Below are 15186 nucleotides of genomic sequence, written 5' to 3' on the forward strand. Positions count from 1 at the left end.
CGTGGGGCCGCCCGGCCGCGGCGCCCGGCGGGGCCCGCTGCGCGCCAACACCATGCGGTGCCGCGGGCTGGGGGGCCGGGGCGCAGCCCAGCGGGAGCAAGCTCCCTCGCCACAGGGGATTGAGCCAGATTGGAAGACTGGCTCCATGGCCATCAGCCTTCGAGCTTGCTTTTGAGCAGTTCGTTGACCTGTTGCGGGTTGGCCTTGCCCTTGGAGGCTTTCATGGCCTGGCCGACGAAGAAGCCGAACATCTTGCCGCGCTTGGCTTCGTCTGCCGCGCGGTACTGTTCGACTTGCTCGGAGTTGGCCGCGAGCATTTCATCGAGCACGGCGGAAATCGCGCCGGTGTCGGTGACCTGCTTCAAGCCGCGCTTCTCGATGATCTCGTCGGCGCTGCCTTCACCATTGGCCATGGCTTCGAACACCATCTTGGCGATCTTGCCGGAAATGGTGTTGTCCTTGATCCGCACCAGCATGCCACCCAATTGCTCGGCGGAGACCGGCGACTCATCGATTTCCAGGCCCTGCTTGTTCAACAGGCTGCCCAACTCGACCATCACCCAGTTGGCCGCCAGCTTGGCGTCGCCACCGATGCTCACGACTTTCTCGAAGTAATCGGCCTGTTCGCGGCTGGTGGCCAGGACGTTGGCGTCATAGCTCGACAGCCCGAACTGCGCCTGGAAGCGCTCGCGCTTTTGCGGCGGCAGTTCCGGCAGCGTGGCGCGCACCTCGTCGAGGAACGAGTTCTCGATGACCACCGGCAGCAGGTCCGGGTCGGGGAAGTAACGGTAGTCGTTGGCTTCCTCCTTGCTGCGCATCGGACGGGTCTCGTCTTTGTTCGGATCGTACAGGCGGGTCTGCTGGATGACCTTGCCGCCGTCCTCGATCAGTTCGATCTGGCGCTGGATCTCGCTGTTGATTGCTTTCTCGATGAAGCGGAACGAGTTGACGTTCTTGATCTCGCAGCGGGTGCCGAATTCGGCCTGGCCTTTCGGACGGATCGACACGTTGCAGTCGCAGCGCAGCGAGCCTTCGGCCATGTTGCCATCGCAGATGCCCAAGTAGCGCACCAGGGCATGGATCGCCTTGACGTAGGCCACGGCTTCCTTGGCGCTGCGCATGTCCGGCTCGGAGACGATTTCCAGCAGCGGCGTGCCCGCACGGTTCAGGTCGATGCCGGTAGCACCGTTGAATTCTTCGTGCAGGCTCTTGCCGGCGTCTTCTTCCAGGTGCGCCCGGGTGATACCGACGCGCTTGACCGTGCCATCTTCCAGGGCGATGTCCAGGTGGCCCTTGCCGACGATCGGCAGCTCCATCTGGCTGATCTGGTAGCCCTTGGGCAGGTCCGGGTAGAAGTAGTTCTTGCGGGCGAACACGTTGTGCTGGCCGATCTCGGCGTCAATCGCCAGGCCGAACATCACTGCCATGCGCACCGCTTCGGCGTTGAGCACCGGCAGCACCCCGGGCATGCCCAGGTCCACCAGGCTGGCCTGGGTGTTGGGCTCGGAACCGAATGTGGTCGAGCTACCGGAAAAGATTTTCGACCGGGTGGTGAGCTGGGTATGAATCTCCAGCCCGATCACGACTTCCCATTGCATGTGTTTCTCCTCAGAAGCCGGTTGGGGTGCGGGTGTGCCAGTCAGTGTTCAACTGATACTGGTGGGCAACATTCAACAGGCGGCCTTCCTGGAAATACGGCGCGAGCAACTGCACGCCCACCGGCAGGCCATCGACGAAACCGGCCGGCATGGACAGGCCCGGCAAGCCGGCGAGGTTGGCGGTGATGGTGTAGACGTCTTCCAGGTACTCGGCGACCGGGTCGCTGTTCTTGGCGCCGAGCTTCCAGGCCGGGTTCGGCGTGGTCGGGCCGAGGATGATGTCGACCTCGTTGAAGGCCGCCATGAAGTCGTTTTTCACCAAGCGGCGGATTTTCTGCGCCTTGAGGTAATAGGCATCGTAGTAGCCGGCGGACAACGCGGAGGCGCCGACCATGATCCGGCGCTGCACTTCGGCACCGAAGCCTTCGCCACGGGAGCGCTTGTACAGGTCGATCAGGTTTTCCGGGTTCTCGCAGCGATGGCCGAAGCGCACGCCGTCGAAGCGCGACAGGTTCGAGGACGCTTCCGCCGGAGCGATCACGTAGTACGCCGGAATGGCGTGCTGCATGTTCGGCAGGCTGATTTCCTTGATGACCGCGCCGAGCTTCTCCAGCTCCTTGACGCTGTTGTGGACCAGCTCGGCGATGCGTGGGTCGAGGCCGGCGCTGAAGTATTCCTTTGGCACGCCGATGCGCAGGCCCTGCAGCGAGCCTTTGAGGCTGGCGCTGTAGTCCGGCACGGGCTCATCGATGCTGGGGGAATCGTTCGGGTCGAAGCCGGCCATGCCTTGCAGCAGGATCGCGCAAGCTTCGGCGGTGCGCGCCAGTGGGCCGCCCTGGTCGAGGCTGGAGGCGTAGGCGATCATGCCCCAGCGCGAAACGCGACCGTAGGTCGGCTTCAGGCCGGTGAGGTTGGTGAATGCCGCCGGCTGGCGAATCGAGCCGCCGGGGTCGGTGGCGGTGGCGGCTGGCAACAGGCGCGCGGCCACGGCGGCTGCGGAACCGCCGGACGAGCCGCCCGGTACGTGCTCCAGGTTCCACGGGTTCTTCACCGCGCCGTAGTAGCTCGACTCGTTGGCCGAGCCCATGGCGAATTCGTCCATGTTGGTCTTGCCCAGGGTCACGGTGCCGGCGGCGGCCAGCCTGGCGACCACGGTGGCGTCGTACGGGGCCTTGAAATTGTCGAGCATCTTCGAGCCGCAGCTGGTGCGGATGCCTTGGGTGCAGAACAAGTCCTTGTGGGCAATCGGCGCACCGAGCAGGGCGCCGCTCTCACCGTTGGCGCGCCGGGCGGCGGCGGCCTGGGCCGGGCTCAGGGCCAGTTCTTCGGTGAGGCTGATGAAACTGTTGAGCTGCGGGTCGAGCTGGGCGATGCGCGCCAGCAGGACTTGGGGCAGCTCTACGGAGGAAAACTTTTTATCGGCGAGTCCGCGGGCGATCTCGGCCAGGGTCATGTGATGCATGAGAGGCTCTTTCCCTTTAGTCGATGACTTTCGGAACCAGGTACAGGCCGTTTTCGACCGCTGGCGCGATGGACTGGTAGGCCTCGCGATTATTGGACTCGGTCACGACGTCGGCGCGCAGGCGCTGACTGGCTTCCAGTGGGTGGGCCAGCGGTTCTATGCCGTCGGTATCGACCGCCTGCATCTCGTCGACCAGCCCTAGAATGCTGTTCAGGGCAGAAGTGATGTGTGGAAGATCGGCTTCATTGAGGCCCAGACAGGCCAGATGAGCGATTTTTTCCACGTCGGAGCGTTCAAGCGCCATGGGATTCTCCAGTGGAAAACAAAACGGACGCAGTCTGTCCGTGTGTTAGATTGTCGGAACACTACCGCATTTCTACGGTCCTACGGCCGCGATCTCGGTGTTTGGTGCACAGAAAAGCGGCCAATTTAACATATTGGCGCCTTGCCCAAAATCCCTGTCGTTGTTAGAGTTTGCCGCACTTTTTTACCCACGCGTTGCCTAGGGTCCCTTTCCCATGTTCAAGAAACTGCGTGGCATGTTTTCCAGCGATCTTTCCATCGACCTGGGCACTGCCAACACCCTTATTTACGTGCGCGAGCGCGGTATCGTCCTGAATGAACCCTCGGTCGTGGCCATCCGCACCCACGGTAACCAGAAGAGTGTCGTGGCTGTCGGTACGGAAGCCAAGCGCATGCTGGGCCGTACACCGGGCAACATCGCAGCCATTCGCCCCATGAAGGACGGCGTGATCGCCGACTTCAGCGTCTGCGAAAAGATGCTGCAGTACTTCATCAACAAGGTTCACGAAAACAGTTTCCTGCAGCCCAGCCCTCGTGTGCTGATCTGCGTGCCATGCAAGTCCACCCAGGTCGAGCGTCGTGCCATCCGTGAATCGGCCCTCGGTGCCGGTGCCCGCGAAGTGTTCCTGATCGAAGAACCGATGGCCGCTGCCATCGGTGCCGGCCTGCCGGTGGAAGAAGCCCGCGGCTCGATGGTCGTCGACATCGGTGGTGGTACCACTGAAATCGCGCTGATCTCCCTCAACGGTGTGGTCTACGCCGAATCCGTACGTGTGGGCGGCGACCGTTTCGACGAAGCGATCATCACCTATGTGCGTCGCAACTACGGCAGCCTGATCGGCGAATCCACCGCCGAGCGCATCAAGCAGGAAATCGGCACGGCCTACCCGGGCGGTGAAGTGCGTGAGGTCGACGTACGCGGTCGCAACCTGGCCGAAGGCGTTCCACGGGCCTTCACCCTCAATTCCAACGAAGTGCTCGAAGCGCTGCAAGAGTCGCTGGCGACCATCGTCCAGGCCGTCAAGAGCGCCCTGGAGCAGTCGCCGCCGGAGCTGGCCTCGGACATCGCCGAGCGCGGCCTGGTGCTGACCGGTGGTGGTGCGCTGTTGCGTGACCTCGACAAGCTGCTGGCCCAGGAAACCGGCCTGCCGGTGATCGTTGCCGAAGACCCGTTGACCTGCGTTGCTCGCGGCGGTGGCCGAGCGCTGGAAATGATGGACAAGCACACCATGGACCTGCTCTCCAGCGAATAAGTCTGGCGCAGTGGTCTATGTTGTTTGCGCCCGGGCAGCACTTTGCAGTGCTGCCCGTTGGCGTTTATCTTCTGTCATTCGTATCCAGGCCGGTTTGATGCCGTATGAATAAAGAAAACATTTGCCTGGGAGGAGCGGCCTATTAAACCGCTTTTCGCCAAAGGCCCCTCATTGGGCGTGCGCCTGCTGGTACTGACCGTGCTATCGGTCGCGCTGATGGTGGTCGATGCCCGCTTCACGCTGCTCAAGCCTGTACGCAGCCAGATGTCGCTGGTGTTGATGGAATCCTATTGGATCACCGACCTGCCGCAGCGCTTGTGGCAAGGTGTCGCCAGCCAGTTTGGCAGCCGGACCGAACTGGTCGCCGAAAACGAAAAACTCAAGACCGAAAACCTGCTGTTGCAGGGGCGCATGCAGAAGCTGGCGGCCCTCACCGAGCAGAACGTGCGGCTGCGCGAGTTGCTCAACTCGTCCGCGCTGGTCAACGAAAAGGTCGAAGTGGCCGAGTTGATCGGCATGGACCCCAATCCGTTCACCCACCGCATCCTGATCAATAAAGGCGAGCGCGACGGCGTGGTCCTCGGCCAGCCGGTGCTCGATGCCCGGGGCCTGATGGGCCAGGTGGTGGAGTTGATGCCCTACACCTCGCGGGTGCTGCTGCTGACCGACACTACCCACAGCATCCCAGTACAGGTCAACCGCAACGGCCTGCGGGCGATTGCCAGTGGTACCGGCAACCCGGAACGCCTGGAACTGCGGCACGTAGCCGACACCGCCGACATCAAGGAAGGCGACCTGCTGGTCAGCTCCGGCCTCGGCCAGCGTTTCCCGGCCGGGTACCCGGTGGCGACGGTCAAGGAAGTCATCCATGACTCCGGCCAGCCGTTCGCGATCGTCCGCGCGGTGCCGACGGCAGCATTGAATCGCAGCCGCTATCTGCTGCTGGTCTTCAGCGACAACCGTACGCCCGAAGAGCGCGCCAACGACGCCGCCGTGGCCCAGGAAGCCCAGGACCGGCAGGGCGGCGAGTCGGTTACGCCGGCTGCGCCCGTGCCTGCACCCGCTGCGCCGGCCACGGTGCCCAAGCCTCAAGCGGCAACACCCGCTACGAGCGCACCGGCCACCACTCCGTCGACCGCACCCGCCACGCCTGCCGCGGCACCCGCCAGGCCGGCCACCCACGCACCGGCGTCCCAGCCTGCCAGGCCTGCGGCTCGACCACCGGCCTCGACACCCGCCGCTTCACCGGCGACCAGGGGAGCACGAGAAGAATGAGCAGTACCCAATCCGGTAACGGCTGGATGGTCTGGCTGACCTTCGCCATCGGCCTGTTGCTCAGCGTTTCGCCGCTGCCGCAGTTCATGGAAATCCTGCGTCCCCTGTGGCTGGCCTTGTTGCTGGCCTTCTGGGCGCTGGCCTTGCCCCACAAGGTCGGCATGGTCACCGCCTGGTGCCTGGGCCTGGCCGAGGACGTGCTCTACGGCACGTTGCTGGGGCAGAACGCATTGATCCTGACGCTGATCACGTTCCTGGTGCTGTCGCTGCAACAACGCCTGCGGATGTTCCCCATGTGGCAGCAATGCCTGGTGATCCTGGTGATTTTCGGTCTGGCACAACTGGTGCAGCTGTGGCTCAGCGCACTGACCGGCAATCGTCAGCCGACCCTGGCGCTGGTCTTGCCAGCCCTGGTCAGCGCCTTGCTCTGGCCATGGGTCAGCTTCGGTTTGCGTGGCCTGCGCCTGCGTTTCAAAATCAACTGATTCGCGCAGGATATCGACACTTTTTTTGATGACTTACATCCCTGTGGCGAGGGGATTTATCCCCGCTGGGCTGCGTAGCAGCCCCAAGCCAGGCAACTAGGTGTGCCAGGAAGATTGAGTTCACTGCTTTAGGACTGCTGCGCAGCCCAACGGGGATAAATCCCCTCGCCACAAAAGCCGGTCGCGTTAGGGAGATGTCTTGATGAAGCCGCTTTACCTCGCCTCAGGCTCGCCGCGTCGGCGTGAGCTGCTCACGCAGATCGGCGTGCCCTTTACCGCCATCGGTGCGGACATCGACGAAACTCCCCTGGACCACGAAACCCCATCGGCCTATGTCGAGCGCCTGGCGCGCGGCAAGGCCGAGGCTGGGCTACGTGCGCTGCAACCCGGTGTGGATGGCTGCGTGCTCGGTGCGGACACCGCCGTGGTGCTGGAGGGGCGGATTCTCGGCAAGCCCATGGACCAGGCCGACGCCTTGTCCATGCTGCTGGGCCTGTCCGGTCGCGAGCATGAGGTGCTGACCGCCATTGCCGTGCTGGACGGCTCGCGCTGCGAGTCCCGGGTGGTGCGCAGCCGGGTGCGTTTCCGACCCATCACCGAACAGCAAGCGCTGGCCTATTGGGCCAGCGGCGAACCCCGGGACAAGGCGGGCAGCTATGGTATCCAAGGGCTGGGCGCGGTGTTCGTCGCCGGGCTGGAAGGCAGTTATTCGGCCGTGGTCGGCCTGCCGCTGTGCGAAACCGCAGAACTGCTGGGCCATTTCGGCATACCCTGTTGGCAAACCTTGAGCGTGCGCTGAGCGCCGTCCGACTTGATGCGGCCATTATCGTGAACATGCCTGAACGAGACCCTGCCATGAGTGAAGAGATCCTGATCAACATCACGCCGATGGAATCGCGCGTGGCGGTGGTTGAAAACGGCGTGTTGCAAGAAGTTCACGTCGAGCGCACGCAAAAGCGTGGCATCGTCGGCAACATCTACAAGGGTAAGGTCGTGCGGGTGCTGCCGGGCATGCAGGCGGCCTTCGTCGACATCGGCCTGGACCGCGCGGCATTTATCCACGCCTCGGAAATCTCCATGCGCGACGGGCCGGCCGTGGAGAGCATCAGCGCGCTGGTGCATGAAGGCCAGAGCCTGGTGGTGCAGGTCACCAAGGATCCCATTGGCTCCAAGGGCGCGCGCCTGACCACGCAACTGTCGATCCCGTCGCGCTACCTGGTGTACCTGCCGCGTACTGCCCATGTGGGCATTTCCCTGAAGATCGAAGACGAAGCCGAGCGCGAGCGCCTCAAGCAGGTGGTCAGCGACTGCGTGGAAAAAGAGGGCATCAAGGAAACCGGTGGCTTCATCCTGCGCACCGCCGCCGAAGGGGCCGGGGCCGATGAGATCCTCATGGACATTCGCTACCTGCGAAGGCTCTGGGACCAGATCGCCGCGCAGATCAAGACCATCGCCACCCCCAGCGTGATCTACGAAGACCTGGGCCTGGCGCTGCGGACCTTGCGTGACCTGGTCAGCCCCAAGATCGAGAAGATCCGCATCGATTCCCGGGAAACCTTCCAGAAAACCACCCAGTTCGTCGCCGAACTGATGCCGGAGATCGCCGACCGTCTCGAGCATTACCCTGGCGAGCGGCCGATTTTCGATCTGTACGGCGTCGAGGACGAAATCCAGAAGGCCCTGGAGCGCAAGGTGCCGCTCAAGTCCGGCGGGTACCTGGTGGTCGATCCGGCCGAAGCCATGAGCACCATCGACGTCAACACCGGGGCGTTCGTCGGCCACCGCAACCTGGAAGAAACCATCTTCAAGACCAACCTGGAAGCCGCCACGGCCATCGCCCGGCAACTGCGCCTGCGCAACCTGGGGGGGATCATCATCATCGACTTCATCGACATGGAAGATGAAGAGCATCAGCGCCAGGTACTGCGGACCCTGGAAAAACAACTCGAACGCGATCACGCCAAGACCAACATCATCGGCATCACCGAGCTGGGCCTGGTGCAGATGACCCGCAAGCGTACCCGCGAAAGCCTCGAGCAGGTGCTGTGCGAGCCGTGCAGCAGTTGCCAGGGGCGCGGCAAGCTGAAGACCCCGGAAACCGTGTGTTACGAAATCTTCAGGGAAATCCTCCGGGAGGCGCGCGCCTACCAGGCGACCGGGTATAGAGTGTTGGCGAACCAGAAAGTGGTGGACCGTCTGCTCGATGAGGAGTCAGGCAATGTCGCGGAGCTGGAAGCGGTTATCGGACGCACGATTCGCTTCCAGGTCGAAACCATGTACTCCCAGGAACAATACGACGTGGTGTTGCTCTGAAGAGCTTGGGAAGCGGCGGGCCCGCGGATTTGATTGTCTTTGCCAGGGGAGCCCACTGACATGGAGCGTCTGACACGCTTGATCGCGACGCTGACTCGTTGGGGCTTGGGGCTTTGCGCGCTGCTGCTGGTGCTGCTGGCGTTGTACGTCAGCCTCGGTCGCGAGCTGGTCCCGCTGGTGGCCGAATACCGCGCCGAGGTCGAGACCCGCGCCGGCGCGGCCCTGGGCATGCCCGTGCACATCGGCAGTCTCGACGGCAGTTGGGACGCCCTGGCGCCGATCGTGGCGGCGCGCGACGTGGTGGTTGGCGAGGGCCCCAACGCCTTGCACCTGGATCAGGTGCGGGCCGTGCCCGACCTGTGGGACAGCTTGTTGGCGCGGCAGGTGCGCATCGCCCACCTGGAAGTCAGCGGCCTGAAGATCAGCCTCAAGGAGGGCGCCGACGGCAAGTGGGCCCTGGAAGGCCTGCCGGTGAAGGACGATCAGCCCCTCGATCCGCAGCAATTGCTCGAACGCATGCAAATGGTTTCAAGGCTCTCGGTGCTCGATAGCCAGGTGACCTTGCAACCCGTCGAGCAACCCCCACTGACCCTGACCTACGTCGGCTTGAGCCTGCGCACCGGCGCCACCCGCCAGCGCCTGGACGCACGCCTGACCCTGCCCGACGGCCAGCCGATGGCGATCAACCTGCGCACTCGCCTGCGCGCCAGCGACTGGAAGAATGGCCAGGCCGACGCCTACTTGAGCCTGCCGCAAAGCGACTGGTCCAAATGGCTGCCGAAGCGCCTGACCCAGCAATGGAATTTTTCCCGGATCCAGGCCGGCGGCGAATTCTGGCTCAGTTGGGGCGAGGGCACGGTGCAAAGCGCGGCCATGCGCCTGAACGCGCCGCAGCTCGACGGCGCCTATGGCGAGCGCAAGCCGGTGCAAGTCCACAACCTGGCCCTCAACGCGTACTTCCAGCGCGGCAGCCAAGGGTTCACCGCGACCTTCGACTCCCTGGCGATGACCCTGGGCGAAACCCGCTGGGAATCGCACCTGCAACTGCAACAAAGCGCCGCCACCGAGCAGGCCGAGGAGCGTTGGCACCTGCAGGCCGATCGCCTGGACCTGACTCCGCTCACGCCGTTGCTCAACGCCCTGGCGCCTTTGCCCGAAGGCCTGGCCACGACGATTGACCGGCTCAAGGTGACCGGCGCCTTGCGCAACGTGCTGTTGGACTATCGGCCGCAGAACACCGGCGACCAGAAAATCAGCTTCGCCACCAACCTGGACACTGTCGGTTTCAATGCCTATCGCGGCGCCCCGGCGGCGCGCAACGTCTCCGGGAGCCTGAGCGGCGACCTGGGCGGCGGCGAGCTGCGCATGGACAGCAAGGACTTTTCCCTGCACCTGGACCCGATCTTCGCCAAGCCCTGGCAGTACCTGCAAGCCAACGCCCGGCTGACCTGGAAGCTCGACAAGCAAGGCTTCACCCTGATCGCGCCGTACCTGAAAGTGCTGGGCGAGGAGGGCCGGATTGCCGGCGATTTCCTGATCCGCCTGCATTTCGACCATAGCCAGGAGGACTACATGGACCTGCGGGTCGGCCTGGTGGACGGCGATGGGCGCTACACCGCCAAGTACCTGCCGGCGGTGCTCAGCCCGGCGCTGGATGAGTGGTTGCGCACGGCCATCGTCAAGGGCGCGGTGGACGAGGGTTTTTTCCAGTACCAAGGCTCGTTGAACAAAGGTGCCGGGGACGCGGACCGCAGCATCAGTCTGTTTTTCAAGGTGCATGACGCCGAGCTGGCGTTCCAGCCGGGCTGGCCTTCGGTGAGCAAGGTCAGCGGCGATGTCTTCGTCGAAGACAGCGGCGTGCGCATCTTCGCCAGCCAGGGGCAATTGCTCGATACCCAGGTCAAGGATATTTCGGTGAACATTCCCCACGTACCGACCGGGCAGAGTTCCCATCTGCTGCTGGACGGCGGGTTCGCCGGCGGGCTGGGCGACGGCCTGAAAATTCTCCAGACCGCGCCCATCGGCACGGCCGAGACGTTCGCCGGCTGGGAAGGCGAGGGCGACCTGAACGGCAGCGTGAAGCTCGATATCCCGCTGGTCAAAGGCGAGCAGCCGAAGATCCAGGTGGATTTCGCCACCGACAAGGCCCGGCTCAAACTCAGCGAACCGGCGTTGGAGCTGACCCAGCTCAAGGGTGATTTCCGCTTCGACAGCCACAAGGGCCTGAGCGGCAAGGGCATCAGTGCCCGGGCATTCGACCGGCCGGTGACCGCGCAGATTTTCGCCGAGGGCCGTGCTGGTGCGCTCAATACGCGGGTCACCGCGTCTGGGCAAGTGGAGCTCAAGAAACTCACCAGTTGGCTGAATGTCACCCAACCGCTGCCGGTCTCCGGCGTCGTGCCCTACCAGTTACAAGTGATCCTCGACGGCGCCGACAGCCAGTTGTCGGTCAGTTCCAGCCTCAAGGGCGTGGCCGTCGTCCTGCCGGCCCCCTTCGGCATGGCCGCCGACGTCGGGCGCGACACGGTGTTTCGCATGACCCTGCAAGGGCCGGAGCGGCGTTATTGGGCCGACTATGGCGACCTCGCCAGCTTCACGTACGCCGCGCCAGGCGGGAAAGTCGCTGACGGTCGCGGCGAATTGTTGCTGGGCGCCGGCGATGCGGTGTTGCCGGGCGCCAAGGGGCTGCGGCTGCGTGGCACGTTGTCGGAACTGGACGTCAGCCCCTGGCAGGACCTGGTGAACAAGTACGCTGGCCACGATCCAGGCGGCAGTGCCAAGCAACTGCTCAGCAGTGTCGACCTGACCGTCGGCAAACTCACGGCCATGGGCACCACCCTCGACCAAGCCTCGGTGCAACTGGACCGCAAGCCGGACGCCTGGGCCTTGCAGCTCGCCAGCCAGCAGGCCAAGGGCAACGTCAACCTGCCGGACGCCAAGGCCGCACCGATTGGTATCAAGCTTGATTACGTTCGCCTGCCGGCCACAGACCCGACGGTCCAGGCGGATGAAAATGCGCCGGACCCGCTGGCGTCGGTCGATCCCGGCAAGATCCCGGCCATGGATATCGCCATCGACCAACTGTTCCAGGGCCCCGATCTGATCGGCGCGTGGTCGTTGAAAGTGCGACCGACCGCCAAGGGCATCGCGCTGAACAACCTGGACATGGGCCTCAAGGGCATGGTGTTGAACGGCAGTGGTGGCTGGGAAGGCGCGCCCGGTTCCACCAGCAGTTGGTACAAGGGCCGGATCAGCGGCAAGAACCTGGGCGATGTGCTCAAGGGCTGGGGGTTTGCGCCAAGCGTGACCAGCCAGGCGTTCCGCCTGGATGTCGATGGCCGTTGGCCAGGCTCGCCAGCCTGGGTCGCCACCAAGCGCTTTTCCGGCAGCCTCGACGCATCGTTGAGCAAGGGCCAGTTCGTCGAAGTCGAAGGCAGCGCCCGGGCGTTGCGGGTGTTTGGCCTGCTGAACTTCAACTCCATCGGCCGACGCTTGCGCCTGGACTTCTCCGACCTGTTCGGCAAGGGCTTGAGCTACGACCGGGTCAAGGGGCTGCTGGTGGCGAGCGACGGGGTGTACGTGACCCGAGAGCCCATTACCCTGACCGGGCCGTCGAGCAACCTGGAACTCAACGGCACGCTGGACATGGTGGCCGCCCGGGTCGACGCCAAGCTGCTGGTGACGCTTCCGGTGACCATCAACCTGCCGCTTGCCGCGCTGATCGTTGGCGCGCCGGCGGGGGGTGGGGCGCTGTTTCTGATCGACAAGCTGCTCGGTGACCGCGTGGCGCGCTTTGCCAGCGTAAGATACGACGTCAAGGGGCCGTGGAAAGAGCCGAAGATCACCTTCGACAAGCCGTTCTGACAGACGATGAGATAACCCCTGTGGGAGCGAGCTTGCTCGCGATAGCGGTGGGTCAGCAAAGGAAATGTGACTGATACACCGCAATCGCGAGCAAGCTCGCTCCCACAGGGGCAGTGATGCAAAAAATGAGGGAAGTACCATGCCAGTCGCCGTGATTCAAATGGTCAGCCAAAGCGATGTGCTCGCCAACCTGGCCCGTGCCCGGGTGCTGCTGGAGCAGGCTGCCGCTGGCGCTGCGAGGCTGGCGGTGCTGCCGGAGAATTTCGCGGCGATGGGGCGGCGGGACGTGGCCGATATCGGGCGTGCCGAAGCCTTTGGTCAGGGACCGATCCTGCCCTGGTTGAAACAGGCCGCCCGTGACCTCAAGTTATGGATTGTGGCCGGCACGCTGCCGTTGCCACCCAAGGACCAGCCCGAGGGCCGGTCCCATGCCTGTTCGGTGCTGGTCGATGACCAGGGCCAGATCGTCGCGCGTTATGACAAGCTGCACCTGTTCGATGTGGACGTGGCGGACAATCGCGGGCGCTATCGGGAATCGGATGACTATGCTTATGGGGCCAACGTGGTGGTGGCCGATACCCCCGTCGGCCGGGTGGGCCTGACGGTCTGCTATGACTTGCGGTTCCCGGAGCTCTACAGCGAACTACGCGCTGCCGGGGCCGAGCTGATCACGGCGCCTTCGGCGTTTACCGCGGTGACCGGCGCGGCCCATTGGGACGTGCTGATCCGCGCCCGGGCCATCGAGACCCAGTGCTATGTGCTGGCGGCCGCCCAGGGTGGCGTGCATCCGGGGCCTCGGGAAACCTTTGGCCATGCCGCGATTGTCGACCCGTGGGGCCGCGTGCTGGCGCAACAGGATCAAGGCGAGGCCGTGCTGGTGGCCGAGCGCGACAGCAGCGAACAGGCGTCCATCAGGGCGCGCATGCCGGTGGCCAGCCATCGGCGCTTTTTCTCGCAGGGCGCTCGACAGCGACCTGTCCAAGACGACGAATTCAAGGCGTAAAACATATGAGCGGGTTGTTGTCCTCAGTCAGTGAACACCTTTTAGCCCCCGGCGGCGTGACCCTCGAAAGCCTGCAAGGCGTGCTGGGCGACCTGGCCGGCCCGGGTATCGATGCCGCCGACCTGTATTTCCAAGGCCAGATCTCCGAGTCCTGGTCGCTGGAAGACGGCATCGTCAAGGAAGGCAGTTTCAACCTCGACCAGGGCGTGGGCGTGCGTGCCCAGTCCGGCGAAAAGACCGGTTTTGCCTACAGCAACGCCATCACCCTCGAAGCCCTCGGCGCAGCGGCCCGTGCGGCCCGCTCTATCTCCCGGGCCGGGCAGAACGGCACGGTCCAGGCATTCAGCAGCCAGGACGTGGCGCAGCTCTATGCCCCGGACAACCCACTGGAGGTCATGAGCCGCGCCGAAAAAGTCGAGCTGCTCAAGCGCATCGACGTCGCCACCCGCGCCCTCGACCCACGCATCCAGCAAGTGTCGGTCAGCATGGCCGGGGTCTGGGAACGGATCCTGGTGGCCTCCACCGACGGCGGCCTGGCGGCGGACGTGCGGCCATTGGTGCGTTTCAACGTCAGCGTGATCGTCGAGCAGAACGGCCGTCGCGAGCGCGGCGGCCATGGCGGCGGCGGGCGCACCGACTACCGTTATTTCCTCAGTGAAGACCGCGCCATGGGCTATGCCCGCGAAGCACTGCGCCAGGCGTTGGTCAACCTCGAAGCCATCCCGGCCCCGGCCGGTACATTACCCGTGGTGCTCGGCTCCGGCTGGTCCGGCGTGCTGCTGCACGAAGCGGTGGGCCACGGCCTGGAAGGCGACTTCAACCGCAAGGGCAGCTCGGCCTACAGTGGGCGCATGGGGGAAATGGTCGCCTCGAAACTCTGCACCATTGTCGATGACGGCACCCTCGCCGGGCGTCGTGGCTCCCTGAGCGTCGACGATGAAGGCACGCCGACCGAATGCACCACGCTGATCGAAAACGGTGTGCTCAAGGGCTACATGCAGGACAAGCTCAACGCCCGATTGATGGGTGTGGCCCGCACCGGCAACGGTCGCCGTGAGTCTTATGCACACCTGCCGATGCCGCGCATGACCAACACCTACATGCTGGGTGGCCAGAGCGATCCGGCGGAGATCATCGCCTCGGTGAAAAAAGGCATTTATTGCGCCAACCTCGGCGGTGGCCAAGTGGACATCACCAGCGGCAAATTCGTGTTCTCCACCAGCGAGGCCTACCTGATCGAAGACGGCAAGATCACCGCACCGGTCAAGGGCGCGACCCTGATCGGCAACGGGCCGGAGGCGATGAGCAAGGTGTCGATGGTGGGTAACGACCTGTCGCTGGACAGCGGGGTGGGTACGTGCGGCAAGGACGGGCAATCGGTGCCGGTGGGCGTCGGCCAGCCGACCCTGAAGATCGATGCGATTACCGTGGGTGGCACGGGCGCTTGAAGACATTCGGGGACTTGCTTGAGTCGTGGGGGGGGGGGGGGGGGGGGGGGGGGGGGGCGCGGGGGGGGCGGCGGGGGGGGGGGGGGGGGCGGGGCGGGCGGGGGGGGGGGGGGGGGGCGCGGGGGGGGGGCGGGGGGGGGCCGGGTGCCGGTCTGGCACACGATGCGAACGGGCCGGGTCCG

Annotated in this window: 11 protein-coding genes; 8 read left to right on the forward strand and 3 right to left on the reverse strand. The window is 64.5% G+C overall.

The annotated features are described in order from the left end of the window. Nucleotides 1-152: 152 nt before the first annotated feature. Genes gatB through gatC form a run of 3 tightly spaced genes read right to left on the reverse strand, consistent with a single transcriptional unit; the run spans nucleotide 153 to nucleotide 3364 of the window. Entirely contained in the window at nucleotides 153-1598 is a 1446-nt protein-coding gene (gatB, locus tag HGO40_RS28225) for an Asp-tRNA(Asn)/Glu-tRNA(Gln) amidotransferase subunit GatB (RefSeq protein WP_250965719.1), read from the reverse strand. 10 nt (nucleotides 1599-1608) lie between these two features. Continuing rightward, nucleotides 1609-3060 (reverse strand): Asp-tRNA(Asn)/Glu-tRNA(Gln) amidotransferase subunit GatA, encoded by a 1452-nt coding sequence (gene gatA, locus HGO40_RS28230; RefSeq protein ID WP_250965720.1) that lies wholly within the window; start codon nucleotides 3058-3060, stop codon nucleotides 1609-1611. Between the two features lie 16 nt (nucleotides 3061-3076). After that, the gene (gene gatC / locus HGO40_RS28235; RefSeq protein WP_039592252.1) at nucleotides 3077-3364 is read right to left on the reverse strand and encodes an Asp-tRNA(Asn)/Glu-tRNA(Gln) amidotransferase subunit GatC; all 288 of its coding nucleotides are present in this window, start codon (nucleotides 3362-3364) and stop codon (nucleotides 3077-3079) included. 214 nt (nucleotides 3365-3578) lie between these two features. Here gatC and mreB point away from each other — a divergent pair, with 214 nt between their 5' ends. The 8 genes from mreB to tldD all read left to right on the forward strand — a co-directional run bounded on the left by mreB (nucleotide 3579) and on the right by tldD (nucleotide 15004). Continuing rightward, nucleotides 3579-4616, forward strand: a complete 1038-nt coding sequence (mreB, locus tag HGO40_RS28240) for a rod shape-determining protein MreB (RefSeq protein WP_002555108.1) — start codon at nucleotides 3579-3581, stop codon at nucleotides 4614-4616. A gap of 171 nt (nucleotides 4617-4787) precedes the next feature. Beyond that, nucleotides 4788-5891, forward strand: a complete 1104-nt coding sequence (gene mreC / locus HGO40_RS28245; RefSeq protein ID WP_250965721.1) for a rod shape-determining protein MreC — start codon at nucleotides 4788-4790, stop codon at nucleotides 5889-5891. Beyond that, nucleotides 5888-6376 carry a rod shape-determining protein MreD gene (mreD, locus tag HGO40_RS28250; protein WP_003197820.1) on the forward strand — a complete coding sequence of 163 codons (489 nt, stop codon included), beginning with the start codon at nucleotides 5888-5890 and terminating at the stop codon, nucleotides 6374-6376. Before mreC ends, mreD begins: the two co-directional genes overlap by 4 nt. A gap of 202 nt (nucleotides 6377-6578) precedes the next feature. Then, nucleotides 6579-7175: a Maf family protein gene (locus HGO40_RS28255; protein WP_250965722.1), complete on the forward strand. Its 597-nt coding sequence runs from the start codon at nucleotides 6579-6581 to the stop codon at nucleotides 7173-7175. 56 nt (nucleotides 7176-7231) lie between these two features. Further along, nucleotides 7232-8689: a ribonuclease G gene (gene rng, locus HGO40_RS28260; RefSeq protein ID WP_250965723.1), complete on the forward strand. Its 1458-nt coding sequence runs from the start codon at nucleotides 7232-7234 to the stop codon at nucleotides 8687-8689. A 60-nt stretch (nucleotides 8690-8749) separates the two neighbouring features. Further along, nucleotides 8750-12553 (forward strand): YhdP family protein, encoded by a 3804-nt coding sequence (locus tag HGO40_RS28265; protein ID WP_250965724.1) that lies wholly within the window; start codon nucleotides 8750-8752, stop codon nucleotides 12551-12553. Between the two features lie 139 nt (nucleotides 12554-12692). Further along, the gene (locus tag HGO40_RS28270) at nucleotides 12693-13556 is read left to right on the forward strand and encodes a carbon-nitrogen hydrolase family protein (RefSeq protein WP_250965725.1); all 864 of its coding nucleotides are present in this window, start codon (nucleotides 12693-12695) and stop codon (nucleotides 13554-13556) included. Between the two features lie 5 nt (nucleotides 13557-13561). Then, nucleotides 13562-15004: a metalloprotease TldD gene (gene tldD, locus HGO40_RS28275; RefSeq protein WP_186710681.1), complete on the forward strand. Its 1443-nt coding sequence runs from the start codon at nucleotides 13562-13564 to the stop codon at nucleotides 15002-15004. Nucleotides 15005-15186: the final 182 nt, after the last annotated feature.

Origin of the sequence: Pseudomonas sp. CG7 (assembly GCF_023701885.1) — a bacterium.
Taxonomy (GTDB): domain Bacteria; phylum Pseudomonadota; class Gammaproteobacteria; order Pseudomonadales; family Pseudomonadaceae; genus Aquipseudomonas; species Aquipseudomonas zanjanensis.